The sequence below is a fragment of the Psychrosphaera ytuae genome (assembly GCF_017638545.1).
Lineage (GTDB): Bacteria > Pseudomonadota > Gammaproteobacteria > Enterobacterales > Alteromonadaceae > Psychrosphaera > Psychrosphaera ytuae.
The window spans coordinates 1733013-1752833 of sequence record NZ_CP072110.1 but is presented as its reverse complement, the minus strand read 5'-3'; the positions used below and the strand labels follow the sequence as shown (position 1 = coordinate 1752833).

Sequence of the window (19821 nt, the reverse complement as noted above, 5' to 3'; positions counted from 1 at the left end):
AATGGTTTTCCTAGCCTGCGGCATTTTTGGTCATGTGTGGCAAATATTGGGTTTGCCAAGCGCTAGGGCTGAACATATATCCTTTACCCCAAACCGTTACAATTCGCATCGGCTGTTTGGTATCGTCAAAAAGTTTCTTGCGCAAACGCGACACGCGAACGTCCACAGTTCTATCTAGGCCATCGTATTCTCGACCAATCATAACTTGGTGAATATGCTCGCGACTCAATGGTTGACCAGCGTTACTGGCTAATAACCAAAGAAGCTCAAACTCATGAGAAGTCAGGTCAATCGCAAAGTTGTCGATGGTAACCGTTCGGCTCAATTGATTAATATTGAACACCCCAAAGGCCAGTTCTTTAGTCGAGCCTGCAGAGTCAGTCGAAGAAGTTTGGTTACGACGTTGTACCGCGTGGATTCTGGCCAAGAGTACATGGGGATCGACGGGCTTTATAATATAGTCATCTGCACCAATCTCTAATCCCATTACATGGTCTATAGGACTGTCTTTGGCAGTGAGAAATATAACTGGATTTGTATAAAACCCTTTTATTTCACGACAAATCGTATAGCCATCTTTGTTCGGCAACATAATGTCTAAAATGACTAAGTCTGGGTTGATGCTTTTGATGGTCTGTACAGCCATTTCTCCAGACTGTAACAAGGTCACATCAAAACCGTGCTGTTGCAAAAAGCTTTTTACTAAATGAGCGAGTCTCGGATCGTCTTCTACTAATACAATTTTTTTCATTAAAAAATACTCCATCTAGGTCTTAGTCGGCGGCGCTTGTTTTGAGTAGCGCTGACTTTTACTTCCTGCCGATAAAAGTTGATTAATTCCAAGTCTTTTAACTCAAATACATCACGGTTTTTGATATTTACCTCGGCGTCAAAGGTAAATCGATCAACGGGAACCCAGCACTTGAGGCGCTGGCCGTTTTGATAAAGACAAACGGGTGTGGCAATCAAGTCCTCTGGTAACGTGACCTTAATATTCATTTGGCATGCCTGGTCGGGATAAGTAGTCAAACAGTTGATCGGTTTGATCGAAAACCCACTTTTCGACATTAACAACCGCTGTGACTGTAACTCACTATTTTCGTTTGACTTTGTTGCGCTAACCTTCATGCTTAACGCTAATCTTACGCTGTTTTGCACTAGTTCTGATTGCATTGACGCATACGTCTTTGTACTACAAACAACCACAAGCAGTGTCAAAATCCATTTATACAAGATATTGCCTAATCCTTTAGAAGTCATATGCCATCCCTATAAAATATGTGGTGATAGCTCGGTCTTCCGTTCTAGGACTTTGGTATATTTCGTTGTGTAATTGCAGATATTTAAAAAAGGCGACGGCTCGCCAGTTCTCTGCCAGCGGACGGGTCAAAAATACAGAAAAATGCGGGTTAATACTTTGGCCGGTGTAGTAATGATAATCGGGGTTGTCGGTGTGGCGACGGTCTAATCCAAAGTAATACTGAGTGGATTTTTGGTCATAAATACTCAATCCAACGCGTAACTGAACGGTCCAGTCGTCTAGAAGGGATTGACGGTATTGTTCAGATACGGTTAGTGGTAGTGTTTCGCTCCATTCTAATTCAAGACGGTGACCATAGTGGACCCCGCTGATGTCTCTAAACAGTTGTGCCGTTAGTAGCTGGTGATCTGAGATAAACCAACTAAAACGAACACCCCCATCAATGGACCAGTCGGGCTTTTCGACGCTGATACGTTCGGGCTGATTTATGCCAAAAAAAGCTTCCCAATCAAAGTCACTCAAACCTGGAGGTATTGCGCCTTCGTCTGTAGAAGGGGAGGCAGGTCTGACGGGTACTTTATTGTCAAAACCCTCACTGCCTAGGACTAAGTTGGCAGGATGGATATCGAAATACTGAGCATTAATTGGGTTGAGCTCGGTAACCAAACTGACTGAATATGTTTGGTTTTCGGTAAAGGTATAGCCCAAACTACCATTGTCGAAATAAAACTTTTCACCGTAAACGCTAAAGGTTGGAACAATTAATAATCGCTGATCTTGTGTTCCGTATAGTGGACTGGTTCTGTTGCCCAGGCCCATGGCGATGGAAATTTGCCAATCACCGACATCGACGTATTCAGATAGTTTTTCTGTAAACGAGCTAGTTTCTTGAGCGGCTTCGGCGTTTGTGCCATTAGGTTGTTCACTTTCCACGGCTTCGGTCGGCATTGCAGTGCCAACGGCTAGGATAAGGAGAGCGAAGCATGCGCCAAGTCGTGAAAGTTGCATTTAGTGTCTAAATCATTGTTATTGATAAATGTCTGAGGATAATTTAGCAGGTCTTGTTAGCGGCAAAAAGACGAAGTTACATTTTATAACAATTAAAACAAAGCCCAACTGGTAAAACCGAGTTGGGCTTGAGTGTTCATCTATGTTTAAACGAGCTTAAAAGCGATAGCTGATGTTACCGTAAACAAAACGACCATCTAAGCTATATGGCGTAAACGCACTATAGGTAAAGATTTGGTTAAAGTTACTAAAGCCAATGTTGCTTACGGTATCTTGTGGGTATTGATCAAATAAGTTGTTCGCGCCCAACGCAAATTTCCACGAGGCGTTAGGTTGATACGCAACCTCTAAGTCCGTAATCCATTTGGCAGCGATGACTTCGTCATTGGTTGGGTTACTCGAGACGTCTTGTACTTCACCATAACGGCTTACGCGTAGGCTGGTGGTCCACTCGTTTAGAATCCAGGTCGCAGATAGGTTAAGCTTGTCATCCGGTGTACCTTGCTCAAATCGAGATACTTCTCGACGGGCAAAATATTGATAGCTATCACCTAATGCGGCCAACTCGGCAGGGTTTTCTTTTACGTGAGTCACTTCGGTGTCGTTAATGTTGGCAGCGGCGCTTAAATTAAGACCACCAAAGTCTGCTAAATCGACTCGATACGTCGCGACAATATCTAGACCTTTGGTCGTCGAATCAATCGCATTAGTGAAGTAGCGCACACTTTGGGTATTAAACTCACCGGCTTGTTGCAAGATAGCTTCAACTGCATCGCCTCTGAGGTTTTCAGACAATACAATACGGTCATCGATGTCAATTCGATACGCATCAAAGGTCAAGCTAAAGTCACCTTGAGTATAGATAAAACCGGCCGTGAGGTTAACTGACTCTTCTGGTTCAAGTTGACGAGCGCCTAATGCTACAGCTGCCGGCTCGTTAACAGGGAACAAACCGACTTCACTTGGCACGCCATTTTCAAATACAGTACTAATGGATTTGTAAGACGTTTGTGCTAAAGACGGTGCTCTAAAGCCCGTACTGATTGCACCGCGAAGACTAAAGTCATCCGAGATGATATAGCGAGTCGCAAGTTTGCTAGTAAACGTGCTACCAAAGTCACTGTAATCTTCAAATCGACCTGCTAATACTAGGTTCCAATCGTCAGTTAGATATGTATCAAATTCAGCGAACAAGGCGATGTTGTTACGTGACTGGTTTGTCGCACTATCAGGAGAAAAACCAGATAAAACTTGAGCTCCACCGGCGGCAACTGGATTGCCATCTGCATCTAGCTTGGTGATATAAGACGCTTCTTCACCTGCTTCAATTTTATAGTTTTCTCGGCGGTACTCAGCGCCTATTGTCACATAGACATCATCAGGTAGACCTAAATCAAACACATTGCTAGCATCGGCGTTTAACAGCCACTGCTCATAAATCAAGGCACCGTTGTCAAAGTCGGTAGGACTATTACTGCCCAATGAAGTGTTTAAGCTGTTTGTGACGCCGAAGCCAAAGTCATTTCGGCCATAGTTAGTGCTGATATCCCAAGTCCATTGATTGGTTTCACCTTCAAGGCCAATTGCAAACGACTGGTCTTCAACATCGGTAACGATTTGCGGTAAAAAGCCATTTGGGTAAATGGAACTGACATTACGCGAGTCTTTCGCACGACGGTAAAAGCCGCCCGAGTTGCCTTCGCGTTTCGAAAAGCTACCAAACGAATATAAGCGCTTGTTGTTTTCGAGCTCGTAGCCAGCGTTGTAAAACACTGCAAAGTCTTCGATGTCTGCTTTACCAAAACGGTGATTATAGCGGTCAAAGGTCAGTTCTCGTGGGTCGAGTTGGCCGTTTTCATCTCGAGCATATTGTTCGCGCTCATCGATGCCTGATCGGTTTGTCGGTTCGTTATTACGGATTTCCAGTGACACATTAACAAAACCATCATCAGCTAATGCATAGCCAGAGTTGGCACTCAAAGTACGCGTGCCACCGTCATTGATCGAACGGTCATCACCTTTTGTGAAACCTAAATTACCTTCGTCGTTGATGAAGGTGTCCAACAATTGAGGTGAGCCTGCCATTTGTGTGTCGTATTCGCCGTATGTCAGGCTAACACTGCCACCTTGGTTTGCGTCTTTTAACACGATATTAATGACGCCCGCAATGGCATCAGATCCGTACTGAGCAGCTGCACCATCGCGAAGTACTTCAACACGCTTGATGGCAGACGTTGGTATCATGTTTAAGTCAACGGCTGTAGAACCACGACCTACGGTTCCACCTAAATTTAAAAGTGCACCTGAATGACGACGTTTACCATTGATCAAAACTAGGGTGTGATCTGGTGCCAAGCCACGTAAAACAGCAGGACGAGCATGGTCAGTGCCATCTGCCAATGTTGCACTTGGGTAGTTAAAGCTGGGTACTAACGCATTAAGCACTTGAGATATTTCTAATTGCCCAGTACTTGTCATCGACTCGCTCGTAATGACGTCGACCGGTACTGTACTCTCGGCAACAGTGCGTAAACTGCGACGCGTACCAGTGACTGAAATGACTTCTACATCTTGAAGTTTGGGAGTTTGTTCAGTTTCCGCTGCAATTGCGTTATGAGAAATGCCAAGTGCGGCTGTGACGGCTGCACTGATCAAAAAAGTAGAGTTGTTACGAGAATTCGTTTGGCGTAAACGCAGTTTCATTTAAAGCTCCTAAACAAGGTCTAATGAATGACTCTTCAAAAAAAGGGGCGGTATGTTAACGAAACAGCTGAAGGCCTGAAAATAACGGTTCACTCTAAATTATGCCAAATTGATAGTAACGACAAAGCGACTCAAATTGGTTTTTTAATTCAATCTGCAATTAGCGTAATAGGTTGTGGTGGCGGGCCAATCACTAAACACCGCTTTGACACCTATATCTTTAGCTAGGACTTCCAAAATATCAAACACTTGGCCGTCATACTTGAGAGCTGGATTGATAGATTTGTAATACCAACCACCACCTTTAGAGAGTGGGCCAGAGCGTTCAAGTGACCAAGTTATAATAGATAAACCAGCGGCTTTGGCTTGTTTAGCATATTCTGATGGGACTATTTTAATGCCTTTGGGCGTTTGTTCTTGAGAGAGCAACATCCAAATGGGTGGTGCAATGATACTCAGCCCCATTTCTTTTAATGACGTCATACTTGGAGACCAAGTGGTAGGGTCGTTATGATCAAAATTAGTTTGCTCATAACGACCGTCTAAATAAATGATTTGTTGACGAATTTGTGGGTATTCGTGCAACCAAAATTGCACGTCTTCTAGGTGGAAAGATTGTGGCCATATATCAGATAATGGCACGTTGGCTTTTAAATACTCTTCAATCATTTGTTTTGCATAAGCAGACTGCGAAAACCAAGCTGGTTTGTGTATCGCTTGTTTAAGCTCAGGTGTCATCATTACACCTAGATTTTTGAACAACTCAATACTCTGCTGGTGGCTCAACACTTTACCTTGAGGTGAATCTATTAAGTATTCACTAATGCTTTTGGCTCTAAGGTTAACCTTGTCCATACGCCCTTGTAACGACAAAAACTCATCGAGAGTAATATCAGTTGTGCAGCATTGAGCATTTGCATCATTTAGCTCAGTTGCGGCGCTAAATGACTGCCGACAAGACTTGGCAAGTGGTGTTTGTAATATGTTGGTCGTCGTGTGTAAGTCACACTGTGAATGCCGACACACGAGCTGTTTATCTTTAGTAAACGTCACATCACATTCTAGTGTTGCCGCACCCATTCTAAAGCCCGCCTCATAACTTTGTTGGGTGTGTTCTGGCAAAAACAACGGCGCGCCTCTATGCCCTATCGAAAAAGGGTGTGGAGACAAAGGCTTATTTTTACATGCCAGTAATTGTTCTTTGAGTTCACTGTTTGGCATTGAATGAATCAAGTTAACGATGCGCTCTGGATTTGACTTTGATTTTGACTTTAAGGCTTGAGCATAAGAGCTGAACATCAATACTGTTATTGGCACTAAGATAGCGAGTAGTGTCGTTGTTGGATTTTTTGTGGTCACTTTTGTTCCTAGAGCTTGTTCTTAGTAATTGTTCTTAGTAATTGTTCTTAGTAATTGTTCTTAGTAATTGTTCTTAGTAATTGTTCCTGATTTCTTACATCTTAGTTTTTATTTCCAAACTTAAGTCCTCAAGTTCTGGCTCGGTTTAACAAGAGAGTTAATAACGTAAGTGTGTAACCACAATATGAAAAATAAATGACAAAGACAAAAAGGATTGATCTGAATCAAAATGAGATCTAAACTTTCAGAAAATACTGAAAGTTTAAAATGTTTTGAGGTGTAGTATGCAAATGTCTTCAATGGTTACTTCAGCCGTTATGCATTTTGGCGAAATGGGATCGCGTTGGGGGTTCAATCGAACTGTAGGGCAAATGTTGGCGTTGATAGTGTTGCACGATGAGCCATTGTCGGCTCAAGAGATCGCAGACGCCCTTAATATATCGCGTGGAAATGTCAGCATGGGGTTAAAAGAGTTACAGTCATGGCGACTCGTTAAACTGCACACGGTTCCGGGTGAGCGCAAAGAGTTTTTTGTGCCCGCAGGTGATATTTGGCAGTTGGCAAACCGAGTCTTTGAAGAACGACGCAAGCGTGAAATTGACCCTACCATGAGTTTGTTACGTGACTTATTGTTAGATCAACCGGATAACCAGCAAGAAGTAGCAGCTCAAAAGACGCTTACTGAAATCCACGATTTGTTAGAAAACGTCACCACTTGGTCACAAGAGTTACAGCACCTAGGTCCTGACAAACTCAATACATTAATGCGATTAGGCTCTGGAGTAGGAAAAGTTTTAGAACTTAAAGACAAAATGATGCCAGGTAAATCAGTCGCTAACGATAAATAGTATTCTCATAAAATCCGCAACTTAACTAAACACTAAGGAGTTAAGATGGACGTCTTTTTGCTGTCGCGCTTGCAGTTTGCGCTCAATATCAGCTTCCATATTTTGTTTCCGACCATCACCATCGCGTTGGGCTGGTTTTTGTTTTACTTTAAGTTGCGCCATGACTTGAGTGGCCATCCTGTTTGGATGCGGATTTATCGTTTTTGGGTTCGGGTATTTGCATTGACTTTTGCCCTCGGTGTAGTCAGTGGCGTCACCATGTCGTTTCAGTTTGGGACTAATTGGCCAGGCTTTATGGAAAAGGTCGGTAACGTTGCTGGCCCGCTACTGGGATACGAAGTTCTTACTGCATTTTTCTTGGAGGCCACCTTTTTAGGTATCATGTTGTTTGGCATTAACCGCGTGCCGTCTTGGTTGCATACATTGTCAGCACTTATTGTCGCTGTGGGGACGACAATTTCAGCGTTTTGGATATTGTCTCTCAATAGCTGGATGCAGACCCCACAAGGTCACGAAATCATTGATGGTGTAGTGTATGCCAAGGACTGGAGTGCGATCATTTTTAACCCATCATTCCCATATCGACTCGGTCATATGTTGTTGGCTTCAGGCCTGACTGCGAGCTTTTTGATTGCGGGCTTATCTGCGTATCGGATGTTAAAAGGCGACGACAAATTAGCCCCGCAGCTAGCCCTAAAAACAGCGGTATTTGCGGCGGCCGTTTTAATCCCAATTCAAATATTTGTCGGTGATTTACACGGCTTAAATACTCTCAAGCATCAACCTCAAAAAATCGCAGCAATGGAAGGTGTTTGGGAGACTGAGCAGGGCGCTCCGTTGTTGTTATTTGCTATCCCAGATGAAGTTAATCGCACTAACCATTTCGAAATTGGTATTCCTAAAGGCGCGAGCTTCATTCTGACTCATGACTTGGACGGCGAGATCAAAGGGCTAAATGAATTTGTTGGCGAACATCCGCCCGTTGCTCCGGTTTTTTATAGCTTTAGAGTTATGGTTGGCCTGGGAATATTGATGTTATTGGTCGCATGGTGGTCGAGCGCTCAGATAATAACTCGTAAAGAGCTACCTGATTACCTTAAAAAAGGGTTGGTCTGGATGACGTTTAGCGGCTGGATAGCAACCCTTGCTGGTTGGTATGTGACGGAAGTAGGCCGTCAGCCGTATTTAGTATCAGGTGTGTTAAAAACTTCAGATGCCGTAACCCAATTACCTCCTGAGCATGTTGGGTTTTCATTTGTGATATATGCGGCACTTTATTCCGTATTGTTAGTTGCTTACATCAAAACGTTATTTTTGATGTGCCGTCGCTCTGTCGAGATTGAAGAAATCAGTCAAGAAGAACGAGAGCAAGCCCGTAAATACAAACAACGCGTCGCGAATGCTTAAGCGCTAATAAATTGGGAGAAAATAATGACGTTCGAATTTTTGTCCGAATCACAACTCGCGACCATCTACATAGGCTTGTTGGGGTTGTCGGTATTGTTGTACGCAATTTTGGATGGTTATGATCTGGGTGTTGGTGTGTTATTACCGAGTGATAATCAAGAGCAACGAGACCGGATGATTGCGTCTATTGGCCCTTATTGGGATGCCAACGAAACCTGGCTAGTACTAGCAATTGGATTGCTGTTGATTGCCTTTCCTACTGCTCATAGCTTGGTGTTACAGGCATTGTACATTCCAGCGACCATTATGCTGGCAGGCTTAATATTGAGAGGGGTGTCTTTTGATTTTAGAGCCAAAGTAAAACAAGGCCAAAAAGCAATTTGGGATAAGTGTTTTAAGGCGGGGTCGCTTATTACAACACTTGCCCAAGGCTATATGCTGGGCCTTTACGTTACGGGGTTAGAGACATCTATTTGGGCACATGGCTTTGCTGTTTTATCTGCCTTAGGCGTGACTGCAGCTTATGCGTTTATAGGGGCGTGTTGGCTAATTTTAAAAACCGAACATGATTTACAATTGCGTGCGTATGCTTGGGCCAAAACGTTGATTTGGGTACTAGGCGCAGGGATCATCGCGGTGAGCTTGGCTAACTTGTCTCTGCATGATTTTGTTAGAGATCTTTGGTTGAGTACTCCAAGTGGTTTGTTTTTAGGCGCGATTCCGTTGATCTGCTTTTCTTTATTGGTTTTATGCGGTGTCGTATTACGTCGCCTACCTAACAGCCAGACGGATAATGAACCGGCTCAGGGAGAGTGGTTACCGTTTTTAATAGCGATCTTGGTATTTTTATTGTCGTTCATGGCCTTAGCAATGAGCTATTTCCCATATGCCGTTCCTGGTCAATTAACTATTTATCAATCGCTTAGCTCAGCCGATTCACTGCGCTTTTTGTTGGTGGGTGTCGTGTTTGTTGTGCCATGTATTTTGGCTTATACCTTCTTGGTGTATCGGATCTTTTCTGGGAAGGCCGAGCAGCTAAGGTACTATTGATAAATGAGTACCTTAGCGTCTATTACATAGAGTTATGAGATTACAGGTGCTGGTCTGCTTCAACTAAGAATTGAGCCAGTACCTGAATATTTTGTTGTAATTGTGAACGCAAACGCTCTTTCATCACAGGAAACAAAGCATCGGCGCGGTCAAACTGTGTGTGCCAAATTTCACCCCAAGCTTTTTCAGACTTGCGGTCACAAGCTGTTAACTTATCGGTATCAAGACAAGTCCAATAGGCTTTGTCAGCAACTTGAGAGTAGCCATCATTACCTCGTTTGCCATTAATTGCAAAGTTAGTTGCCTCTAGGTAACCAATTGGAATACCAGCACAAGCAAAGGGTGAATGATCAGACCAAGAGCCCGTCTCTCCCTCAGGATAGCCTTCAAACGGCTGGTGTAGTTGATGAGCTTTATCGCCAAACAAGTTTGATGAAACGGTTTTCAAACCATCGCGAACCTTAGTGTCACTGGTGTAATTTGTCTTAGACAAAAAATCACACTTGTATGGTGTTGAATGGGCGCTGTGCACATAAAGGTAATCACCACCAATAATCGTGTCTAAGTTGATCATCGCTACTAGCTTGTCTAACTCAATCGATTTATGACCGTCGAGACCTTGCTGAACATATGCTTTAGAGCCTTTTAAACCACGCTCTTCTGCACCAAAGGCAACCAATTTAACGGTATAAGGTAAAGCCTGATCTTTTAAAGTGTGGGCCAAAGTTAGGAGTGCAGATACTCCCGAACCATTATCTATCAATCCCAATGAGCCATTGTGATCACCAACCGAATCGTAATGAGCACCAATCAAAATCGTTTTATCAGATTTTCCTGGAAGAGTGACAATCAGGTTTTCGGAACTTAGAGGAGTGTCCTTTAATTTAAAGTCAAAACCTATTCGTGTGGCAGTGAGTCCCGCCTTTTGCCACTGTGCGGCAATCCAATCGGCCATTTGCTTTTCTTGTGGCGCGCCTGCTGTTCGCTTACCTTTGTCCTCAATAAAGTCCGCAAGTTCGACAAAGTGTTGCCAAGTTTGATTTGGGTCAACTTTGATACTTGGAGCAGACGTAGCAAATATCGCTTGGCTGATAAATAATCCGCAAGCACTCGTTAAGCTCACTAAAAGTCGAGATACCTTCACAATGGATTCCTTACTGTTTAATTAAATTTGAAATACGACAGTGTCGCTATTTATTTGTACATTCTAGGTAGCACATCTTGTTCTGTGTCTTTAAATTTGTGCCAGACTGCCATACTAATGTGGCCAATAATTACTGCAAAAAATGCCCAGCCAAGTTCACCGTGAAAATCGCTGCCTAGGTCAATCATCCATTTGATCTTTTCTCCTTCAAAGCCACTAAATACAGGAAGCCCAAAAGGTTCAAATGCTCGACCTGCGCCATACTGACGTAGCAAAGCTAAGCTTGGCACAATGAACATAAACCCATAAAGAGCCAAGTGACCAGCGGCGGCTGCTTTTGTAAGTGATGGAGGACGTTTGGCGAGATTTATTACTGCCCAAATTAGGCGAATAAACACTAATACAAGTAACAAAAAGCCAAGCGGCTTATGAGTTGGCCAAAAAAAAGCTTCTATTGCGGTATCTTCAAGAAAGTAGTGAGCAGCCGAGCTCATCAATTGCCATAATAAAAGCACTGCCATACCCCAGTGTAATACTCGGCTTACAGTGCCATATCGCGATTGGTTATCAGGTGTCATCGTGGCTAAATCCAGTTTTATGTAATTAACAAAAACACTAATTTACTAGAGATATCACGACATGACACTGGTTTTGCGTTCATTTCCTAAAAAATACCTACAATTGACCTGGGCTTTATTGTCAAAGCCAATCGCAGAATACCATTAGATTTTTACTACAACTGTGTTAGCGATGAGGTCATGCCACGCTCGACTTTTTTTACTTGCGAAGGCCACACCGATGTCGCTCAAAAACCAAACAAAATTTAAAATAGTAATGCCTCCGATTATGTACAGAAGCCAGTCAAAGGTTTGTCCAAATAGACCAGTAAATACGATATTAAAAACAAGTAACACTATAAGCCCGATATTAAAGGCAACAGTAACTATCTCTCTGAGCATTGCTTGTTTGATATCCATGTTGAGAAGTGAATCTGTGTTTTCTGATTCATCACTCGATTTAAAGGACATGACTTTTAGGTTTAGCATCATTTTGCCCACTGTTTGTCCGTACAGACCATGCATAATGATGCGATACATAATATATATTCCGGCATTGATTATGGTCTGGAGTAGACCTTGATTCCCAATAACCAGACCTAACAAAAAACTGATGAATAATAATAAAATAGCGTCAATTATTAGCGCGCCAACTCTTGCAGGTAATGTGCTATATGGATTGTCTTCATTTACATGAGAGTCTGAGGCTATAGCTTTACTGTGATCAAACTCATTGATCAGTTTGTCTAATAGTGCAGTACGCTCTGGATATGCTTCGACGTCTATATAACGGCGTGCATCTACTAATTCGTCATAACTATATGACTGATAATCCGGTTGAAAATGCATTAGAGTCCATTCCTTTATCGCTGTTATTCATATGTCTAGTCTCGAGCGTGCAGTCGACCCGAGTCCATGGTGATTACCTCATCACTGTCGTGTATTAAAGACGGATTATGGGTAATAAGCAACACTATGGTGTTGTTTGCGAGTTCTCTGATGGTCTTCATAATATCGCCTTCGGTTTGTTTGTCGAGTGCAGAGGTTGGCTCATCAAGTATTAACAAGCTTGGCTTTCTCAATACAGCACGAGCTAAAGCTAGGCGTTGGCGTTCACCACCCGATAGCTGTTGCATTTTTTCGGTTAAAACAAGGTCTAGATTTCGGCTGTTTTTTTCAAACCAAGCCATCGCGTTTGATGAGTCGTTAATGCTCAATGAAGACATGATGGAGATGCTGCAAAACTACCGCAATGATTACTATCAAAATCAAGTCCTGTTATTACACTCTGTATATGGCGAAAGCATTGATAAATGGCAAATGGATATAGTGTCATTACTCAATGGTGCATTTCATGAGTACGGTATGTTGATCACTGTCGATAATGCGTTTTTTGACACTCGTCAGTGCGCTAAAGTAATAGCGAAAGCCTTAGATGGTGCGCTTAGCGCCCTTAATGAATCTGACTTAGAATCTGTCGTTTCTTCAGCCATGTTAAGCCAAGCTCAAACAAACACAGAACAACCCCCACCAACCCCAGAGCAACTCATTTTTAAATTAAAAGAACAAGCTTCCGACTTACCGAAGGAGCACCAGTACCAAGTGGAGCAAACCTGTGAGCTATTGCTTCAATCATTACAGTCAAACAATAGTAATGACGTATTACATCGAGCTTTAATAGCCAATTTATCACCTTATCAAGGTCTTAATGCGACTCGAGTGTTACTCGCAGAACGTTTGGATGTACCGATTATATAAAAGAAACTTTTGTTACATTTAAGTTTGTAATTTTCTAGAGAGAGTAATTTTAAGCTGGTATAGTGCCACCGCACAAAAATTTAATTTATAAAGGGACTTATTTTGAGAATAATCCATCTTATTGTTTTGTCAGGGTTTTTGTTATCCCTGTCAGTTTTTAGCAACTCCGTTTCTGCCAATAAACTTTTACCTGTCGAGCTCTTTAGTGGAGGCGTTGACTACGACCAGGTTACTATTTCTCCAACAGGAAAATACTTAAGTCTAGTTTCTGAAGTAGACGGTCGTCGCAACCTTTATATTCTTGATTTAAAGAATTACCAAATTATCAATACGGTTGCCTTTCCCCGTAACGCACAAGTTGGTGATTACCACTGGGTAAATGAAGAGCGTATCGTATTAGAAAAGCAATACCTACGTGGGTGGACTGATCATCCTCTTTATTATGGTGAGTTATTCGCGATCAATGCTGATGGTTCGCGAGGTCGCTATTTAATTGGGTATCAGGGCGAAGCAGCCGGCTTTACTCGTTTGCGTAAAGCAACGGCAGTTGACGGAACTTCATACGTACTGGATCCACTAATCGATGACGAAGATCACCTTTTGGTTTATACAATCCCTTGGACTAGCTCAAAAGAACCAACAACGGTGGTATACAAAGTTAATGTACGCTCAGGCAAACGTCGCAAAATTGCTAGTTCACCAGCGGGCTTAGGCGGCTTTTTGACGGACCGTCAAGGTAATGTGCGTGTGGCAATGTCGTCACAAGATGCCATTAACCTACAGGTTTTTACTCGAGGTGTTGAGAATAAAGACTGGAAAGAGTTAGAGCTACCTGATGGAATTGCAACATTAAGTCCAATCGCCTTCGACGAGTCTGGTAAAAACTTATACGTAAATGCATCACTGCAGGGCGAGCCTTCGGGTATCTTTAAGCTGAATCTAGAGTCGGGCAAAATAAACAAAATATTCCAAGACGACACTGTCTCACCGAGTAAATTATGGCTTGATAAAACTACCCGTGAATTATACGCAGTAGAATTGGAGTCAGGTTATCCTACATTTGCATTTATAAAGCCAAAACACACTCTGGCAAAACGTCTTAAAGGCCTACTGGGTGCTTTAGGTGGTGATCAGGTTCGCATTGTGAGCTCAACCGTCGACAATAATAAGTCGATTGTTTACGCCTTTAGTGGTTCTAATCCTGGTGCTTTTTACTTATTCAATGGTGAAAGTAATGAATTAGCCTTCTTGTTTAGAGCACGTAAATCGATAGACACTAAGCTTATGGCTGAAGTAAAACCAATTGACTTTACTACACGTGATGGAATTAAAGTTTATGGTTATGTCACCTTGCCGCAAGGGGTAGAGCATAAGAACTTACCGCTTGTAGTAATGCCACACGGCGGCCCACATGGTGTCAGAGACTGGTGGGAGTTTGATCCTGAAGCCCAGCTATTAGCAAACCGCGGTATAGCAGTTCTTAAAGTGAACTTTAGAGGCTCGGGTGGTTTTGGGGCATCTTTCGAACAAGCTGGCTTCCGTCAATGGGGTAACAAAATTCAAAAAGACATCATCGATGGCACTAAGTATCTAATTGAGCAAGGTATCGCAGATAAAGATAACATTTGTATCATGGGGTCGAGCTTTGGTGGTTACTCAGCATTACAAAGCTCAATCATGGAGCCTGATTTGTTCAAGTGTGCTATTGGTGTCGTAGGTGTTTACGATATGCCAATGATGTACGAGGAAGGGGATGTTGCAACACGTCGAAGTGGTCAAAAATACCTAGAGCGTGTTCTCGGAGAAAATGAAGATGTGTTAAAAGCGTATTCACCAGTTCACAACATCGATAAGCTAAAAGCACCAGTGTTGATAGTCCACGGTGGTGATGACGAGCGAGCACCAATTGAGCAAGCTGAATCGCTAATCGATGCGTTAAAAGCAGCAGATCACCCTTACGTATATGAGTTATTGGAAGATGAGGGCCATGGTTTTTACAAACCAGAGCACAGAACTAAATACTACAAAAAAGTGATCAGCTTTTTGGATGAGCACTTAGAGCTTTAATCCGAAATAAAAACACTCAAACTTTAAATAAAAACCGATGTTAACCGCATCGGTTTTTTAGTCTTTTAAAGCCGATAACTTTTCTATCAACAAAAAGCACTCTTGTTCTAGTAAGTTACCATCAAAGTTATTCGAGTATTGGTTCATAAAACCATGTTCTGCGTCGACAATTCGACACGTTGGATTTTGATTAGTTTTAATGCTTTCGATGACTTGTTTGATACAAAAATGAGGTTCATGTTTAGGAAAAACAAACTCTAAAGGAAACGACGGAGATAAGTCGGTCATTTTTCTGATTTGTGAACTGTAGTAGCCAAAGCCCAATATTTTTGTACTTTTTAAACAAGACCTATCCTGATTATTAAAAGTCCCAGCATAAGACCACAACGCTGAAGCTCCAACACTAAAGCCAATAATACAAATGGTTGTATGTGCTTGGACAACATCTGTTTGGGTAATGTCGTCTAAATATGACGCTAATAACTGCGAGTACTCATCGATAGAGCTGTGTTCTACAAAGTACTCGTATGCCTCGGCTTCCTTGTTAAAGGTTGGAGTTTCTTCAACAGCGGTATCTTTATAGGGAGTTAAAATTGCAAAGGAGGTTACAGCTTGCTTTGCTTCAAGCCCATTCTGTAGTTGCTCGGCTAAATGACTTAGTGCATCGGTATGACCGAAAATATCACTGAGGATTACTATGTGCATCAGAGCTTGAAGTAGGTTGTGATTCCCGACAATAGGTTGGTCACGGCAACGGATGCCAAAATCAATCCCATCACCCGGCTGATAACACTAGCACCAGCGTTACCAATGATTCGGTGCACTTTAGAAGCGATCAACATCAAAATCAGATTGATGAGTAAAACAGCCAGCATCATTGAAACCGTTTGAATTTGCTCCCACGTATTAAAGCGCGAGTTTTCGGTCATAAGTACACACGCTAACATCGCACCAGGGCCAGCAATTGAGGGAACTGCCAGCGGAAAAATGGCAGTTTCGTGATGCGCTTCGGCAATTCTAACCTCTTCCTCGGGCTTACTCTCACCAAAGATCATTGTGATGGCAAAGATAAATAGAACAACACCACCTGCAATTTGAAAAGCAGGTAGCGGAATACCCATCGCCGTTAGTAATAACTCACCAACAACCGCAAAAAACAACAAAATAAGTGCTGCGACAAAAGAAGCAATAATAGCAATTTTGCGTTTGCCAACTTCATCGAAATTTTTGGTAACAGCGATAAAAACAGGAACTGTACCGATAGGATCAATGACCGCAAAAAATACGATAAAAACGGCCAAAAAATCAATCATATCGATACCCCTAATTTATTCAGTGGATAGGCCTTAGTTATTTAGCGTCGACTTCTTTACAAACGCCGCTGTGATCATCATCTCACCAGCGCCAGATACTTTGCAATCTAATTGATGGTCTTTACCTTCAACAATGCGACGTATTACTGCTTTAGTCCCAATCTTTAATACTAATGAACTGCCTTTTACCTTTAAATCTTTGATAAAAGTAACCTTGTCACCAGCTTCAAGCTCAGTGCCGTTGGCGTCTTTCGCTGTGATGTTGTCTTCAGCTGCAGCTTCTTCTGGATTCCATTCGTAACCACATTCTGGGCAAATCACTAGGTCTTGGTCTTGATATGTATATTCAGATTGGCAGCTAGGGCAAGGAGGTAGGGTCATAGTCGTTACTTCTTTCTTTAAATAATGAGCTTATTGTAGATCTAAACCCCAGATGAATCGAACGTTAAATTCACGTTCGACTCATCGAAAACCATAGGACAATCGACTAATCGAGATTAATCAGTCTTTTTGTTTGCCAAAAACACCACAAGTTCGACATATTCCTCAAACGACTTTAGGGCTTTGATATTTGGTACATACTTACCGTGTATTACAAGTGTAGGGACACCAGAGTAGCCAAGTGAACGGATTGCCACTGTGTTTTTTTGCATTTTTTTAGTGTGGGCTTTTATCGCAAAGCTGTTGATGGTTTTATCAAATTTATCAGCTGCGATGCCAGCTTCAACAAATAGCGCTTTTATCTCATCGTCTGAAAACGCTTTTTTACGTGACTGGTGAATACCTTCAAAAATAGCAGGAACAACTTTTTCACTGACTTCAAGTTTGTTTGCCGCAATGAGTGCTCTCGTTAGGCGCTGTTCATCCGTTACGTTACGCCCGGGCATACCATCGACGTGATTTTTTACAAAAGGCACGTGCTTTGGCAGAGATTGTTTAATCGTCTTCATTACTGACTCTTGACGATAACAAGCAGGGCAATAAAACGAGAAAAACTCAATGACTTCTGACTTTGAGCTAATAGGTTGTTGCAATTGATTGTAGTGTTGGCCTTTTTTAAATTCCGCGCTTTGCACTGGGTTTACCAATAACGACGATAAAATTAATGCCAAACTAAAAAAAACACCTTGCATGGGACTTCCTTGTAATGGTTGTAAATATGGATAGATTAAATAACGCGTTTTGTTAAGCGTCGTTACTCAATTCTTTTAGTGCGACCATAGCTTGGGTCGCTTTTTCTTTGGGAACAAAAATATGATCGTGATAATAAGCCGCGATTATGTTTGCACTGATCCCATATTTTGTCAGCTGTGCGGCCACTGCTGCAGTGAGTCCAACGGCTTCCAAACTTGAGTGCACGCTGAGCGTGATCTTTTGAAACACTCCTTCAAAAGGCAAACTCGCTTGTTGAGCTTGATGCTTTTCTAATACGAGGGTTAGCCCCTCTTTTTCGTGAAATGTTGCAATTGGTTCTAGGTTTAAATATCGACTTAACTCATCTGCAACCGTACAAAATACAAATTCGGTTGTGGCCAATTCGGGCTTCATTGTTTGCAATAGGGTGGTTAAGTTTGTGATACCTGTCATTACGACTGCCTTTATAATTATTGCGATTGAGTACGTTCGCGTTCGATTATTTTTTCAATACGTCCCATAAAGATTTGTGACAAATTCCAATGGTAGCCCTCAAAGTCCGTGGTGTTCATAAACTGAACGACCACAGTATCACTATTTTTATGATATTCGGCAAGGCTTTGGTAACCAGGTACTAGACCGCCGTGTTCATACTCATAAATTTGATCATAAATGGCTCTTTCGCCAGGCTTAAATACCGAACCATCGTTAAGCGCACGAATAAACCGGCCCACGTCTTCGGCAGTCGCTAACATGCCGTTTTCATTTTCTTTAAAATCTGCATCGATACCAACGTAATAGCCGCTCATCACCTCATCTAATTTGACGTCTTTAATGGAGGCGAAGGTATTGTTTAACCCCAGTGGGATCAATATTTCTTGTTTGATGTACTGGTTGTGATCTTTCCCAGTTACCTTTTCGATGATTTGGCGTAGTAAATAGTAATTAGTATTAGAGTATTCGTAATCTTCGTCAGGCTTGAAACTGGTAGACAGGGCAAGGGCAAATGGCAGCGGATCTTGGCCATTTAATTGTTCATTTTGCCAAAATTCAGGATTGTCAGTGAAGTTGGGAATACCGCTTCTGTGACTGACTAACATTTTGATGGTGATGAGTTCAGCGTACTCAATTTTTCCGACTAACTCCGGAAAATAATCAGCAACCGTGTCATCTAAAGATAATGACTGTTGATGCGCGAGTTTAGCGATAGAGACGGCCACATAGAGCTTACTGATACTGGCAATCTTAAAAAGTGAATGAGGATCGGCAGGTGTTTTTAGATGTTTATCTTTCCATCCTGCGGTATAAAAAGCAGGAGGTTTACCGGCTTGGTCAACATAGACGATAACGCCATCAAATCCGTAATCAACAATCTCATCAACTTGCTGTTGAACAGAATTAGGTAATGGCAAAATCCAAGCCTTAACTAAAATCCAAGGTACAAAAAACAACGAAACAGCGGTTCCAATGAATAATAGGGTTCGAAAGATTAACAGTGGTGTTTGTTTTTTTTGATTATTGTTCAATGGCATACCTAAATAGAGAGCGTTTTAATTACGGTAATTAAAACTGATATCCAACCTGTAAAAAACCAGCATAACGGCTCTTAAATTCTGCATTGGTGGTATGGACCGAAATACCATAAGTTGGCCCTGGTCGATTAATGCCATTGGTGAAATAGGTATAGCTCACACCTGCACCGTAAATGTCTTTATCGTGTTGGTAGTAAACCCTGCCTTGGTTAGTAAGAGTGTAACTAGTGTAATTTTCTTCATCTAATTTACCAGCGTACAAGCCAAAACCGTGTTTGTTTGAGTCCGCACTAAACAAATCGGTTTTTATCCAGCCGACACTCAATCCACAACTTGAACCACTAATCGTGCTATATGATGTGCAACCTGCGGCTACATACCCTAAATCGGTGTAAGTCGAACGAGCAACGTTTACGCCAACCCCGTTATACATAGCACCGATACCAGCACCCACGGAGTAGTCTCGGTCTAGAGCAAAACCCTCTGAAAAACAATGAAAGGGAATAAGGCTTAACAGTATGATGCTTTTTTTCAAAGTACTTCCTTTTGCAATGTGAGAGGCCAATCGGTGGCCATTGATTATTGACTATAATGAAAATTAAAGTGAGTGCAACCAATGGGTTGTAACCAGTTATTTAACTTAGGTAAACACTGAACTTTATCTCTACCTCTTAGGTATA

Annotated in this window: 21 protein-coding genes; 5 read left to right on the top strand and 16 right to left on the bottom strand. The window is 42.1% G+C overall.

Annotated elements, in window-relative coordinates; translation table 11 throughout:
- Positions 1-10: 10 nt before the first annotated feature.
- The 5 genes from J1N51_RS07745 to J1N51_RS07725 all read right to left on the bottom strand — a co-directional run bounded on the left by J1N51_RS07745 (position 11) and on the right by J1N51_RS07725 (position 6331).
- Complete coding sequence (locus J1N51_RS07745) at positions 11-751, bottom strand: response regulator (RefSeq protein ID WP_208830044.1); 741 nt, start codon at positions 749-751, stop codon at positions 11-13.
- Positions 751-1260: a DUF3019 domain-containing protein gene (locus J1N51_RS07740; protein WP_208830042.1), complete on the bottom strand. Its 510-nt coding sequence runs from the start codon at positions 1258-1260 to the stop codon at positions 751-753. Before J1N51_RS07740 ends, J1N51_RS07745 begins: the two co-directional genes overlap by 1 nt.
- Complete coding sequence (locus J1N51_RS07735; protein WP_208830040.1) at positions 1250-2269, bottom strand: MipA/OmpV family protein; 1020 nt, start codon at positions 2267-2269, stop codon at positions 1250-1252. The genes J1N51_RS07740 and J1N51_RS07735 overlap by 11 nt, the downstream gene beginning before the upstream one ends.
- Before the next feature lie 156 nt (positions 2270-2425).
- Positions 2426-4972 carry a TonB-dependent receptor plug domain-containing protein gene (locus J1N51_RS07730; RefSeq protein ID WP_208830038.1) on the bottom strand — a complete coding sequence of 849 codons (2547 nt, stop codon included), beginning with the start codon at positions 4970-4972 and terminating at the stop codon, positions 2426-2428.
- Positions 4973-5116: 144 nt separating this feature from the next.
- Positions 5117-6331 (bottom strand): glycerophosphodiester phosphodiesterase family protein, encoded by a 1215-nt coding sequence (locus J1N51_RS07725; RefSeq protein WP_208830036.1) that lies wholly within the window; start codon positions 6329-6331, stop codon positions 5117-5119.
- Between the two features lie 290 nt (positions 6332-6621).
- On the opposite strand from J1N51_RS07725, the gene J1N51_RS07720 reads away from it, so the two are divergent.
- The 3 genes from J1N51_RS07720 to J1N51_RS07710 are packed head-to-tail and all read left to right on the top strand — an operon-like array spanning position 6622 to position 9636.
- Positions 6622-7179 carry a GbsR/MarR family transcriptional regulator gene (locus J1N51_RS07720; protein WP_408635899.1) on the top strand — a complete coding sequence of 186 codons (558 nt, stop codon included), beginning with the start codon at positions 6622-6624 and terminating at the stop codon, positions 7177-7179.
- 45 nt (positions 7180-7224) lie between these two features.
- Positions 7225-8586 carry a cytochrome ubiquinol oxidase subunit I gene (locus J1N51_RS07715; protein WP_208830032.1) on the top strand — a complete coding sequence of 454 codons (1362 nt, stop codon included), beginning with the start codon at positions 7225-7227 and terminating at the stop codon, positions 8584-8586.
- Positions 8587-8610: 24 nt separating this feature from the next.
- Complete coding sequence (locus J1N51_RS07710) at positions 8611-9636, top strand: cytochrome d ubiquinol oxidase subunit II (RefSeq protein WP_208830030.1); 1026 nt, start codon at positions 8611-8613, stop codon at positions 9634-9636.
- A gap of 40 nt (positions 9637-9676) precedes the next feature.
- On the opposite strand, the gene J1N51_RS07705 is transcribed toward J1N51_RS07710, so the two are convergent.
- The 4 genes from J1N51_RS07705 to J1N51_RS07690 form a co-directional block, all read right to left on the bottom strand.
- Positions 9677-10780: a M28 family metallopeptidase gene (locus tag J1N51_RS07705; RefSeq protein WP_208830028.1), complete on the bottom strand. Its 1104-nt coding sequence runs from the start codon at positions 10778-10780 to the stop codon at positions 9677-9679.
- Positions 10781-10830: 50 nt separating this feature from the next.
- The gene (locus J1N51_RS07700) at positions 10831-11358 is read right to left on the bottom strand and encodes a cytochrome b (protein WP_208830026.1); all 528 of its coding nucleotides are present in this window, start codon (positions 11356-11358) and stop codon (positions 10831-10833) included.
- Positions 11359-11502: 144 nt separating this feature from the next.
- On the bottom strand, positions 11503-12186 hold the full coding sequence (locus J1N51_RS07695) for an RDD family protein (RefSeq protein WP_208830024.1): 684 nt from the start codon (positions 12184-12186) through the stop codon (positions 11503-11505).
- A gap of 35 nt (positions 12187-12221) precedes the next feature.
- Positions 12222-12563 carry an ATP-binding cassette domain-containing protein gene (locus tag J1N51_RS07690; RefSeq protein ID WP_208830022.1) on the bottom strand — a complete coding sequence of 114 codons (342 nt, stop codon included), beginning with the start codon at positions 12561-12563 and terminating at the stop codon, positions 12222-12224.
- Between J1N51_RS07690 and J1N51_RS07685 the strand changes: the two genes are divergently transcribed.
- Together J1N51_RS07685 and J1N51_RS07680 are read left to right on the top strand one after the other, a co-directional pair.
- A complete protein-coding gene (locus J1N51_RS07685; RefSeq protein ID WP_208830020.1) occupies positions 12547-13095 on the top strand; it encodes a hypothetical protein in 549 nt (182 codons plus the stop codon). The genes J1N51_RS07690 and J1N51_RS07685 overlap by 17 nt on opposite strands.
- A gap of 102 nt (positions 13096-13197) precedes the next feature.
- Complete coding sequence (locus tag J1N51_RS07680; protein WP_232842766.1) at positions 13198-15162, top strand: alpha/beta hydrolase family protein; 1965 nt, start codon at positions 13198-13200, stop codon at positions 15160-15162.
- Positions 15163-15219: 57 nt separating this feature from the next.
- Here J1N51_RS07680 and J1N51_RS07675 read toward each other — a convergent pair whose 3' ends face one another.
- From J1N51_RS07675 to J1N51_RS07645, 7 genes are all read right to left on the bottom strand, one after another.
- Entirely contained in the window at positions 15220-15867 is a 648-nt protein-coding gene (locus J1N51_RS07675) for a hypothetical protein (RefSeq protein ID WP_208830018.1), read from the bottom strand.
- Positions 15867-16475 carry a MarC family protein gene (locus J1N51_RS07670; RefSeq protein WP_208830016.1) on the bottom strand — a complete coding sequence of 203 codons (609 nt, stop codon included), beginning with the start codon at positions 16473-16475 and terminating at the stop codon, positions 15867-15869. Before J1N51_RS07670 ends, J1N51_RS07675 begins: the two co-directional genes overlap by 1 nt.
- A gap of 33 nt (positions 16476-16508) precedes the next feature.
- Entirely contained in the window at positions 16509-16856 is a 348-nt protein-coding gene (locus J1N51_RS07665) for a zinc ribbon domain-containing protein YjdM (protein WP_208830014.1), read from the bottom strand.
- Between the two features lie 116 nt (positions 16857-16972).
- Positions 16973-17608: a thiol:disulfide interchange protein DsbA/DsbL gene (locus J1N51_RS07660; RefSeq protein ID WP_208830012.1), complete on the bottom strand. Its 636-nt coding sequence runs from the start codon at positions 17606-17608 to the stop codon at positions 16973-16975.
- A 52-nt stretch (positions 17609-17660) separates the two neighbouring features.
- On the bottom strand, positions 17661-18062 hold the full coding sequence (locus tag J1N51_RS07655; RefSeq protein ID WP_208830010.1) for an ACT domain-containing protein: 402 nt from the start codon (positions 18060-18062) through the stop codon (positions 17661-17663).
- Positions 18063-18079: 17 nt separating this feature from the next.
- Complete coding sequence (locus J1N51_RS07650; RefSeq protein WP_232842765.1) at positions 18080-19135, bottom strand: serine hydrolase domain-containing protein; 1056 nt, start codon at positions 19133-19135, stop codon at positions 18080-18082.
- Positions 19136-19172: 37 nt separating this feature from the next.
- On the bottom strand, positions 19173-19676 hold the full coding sequence (locus tag J1N51_RS07645) for a hypothetical protein (RefSeq protein WP_208830006.1): 504 nt from the start codon (positions 19674-19676) through the stop codon (positions 19173-19175).
- Positions 19677-19821: the final 145 nt, after the last annotated feature.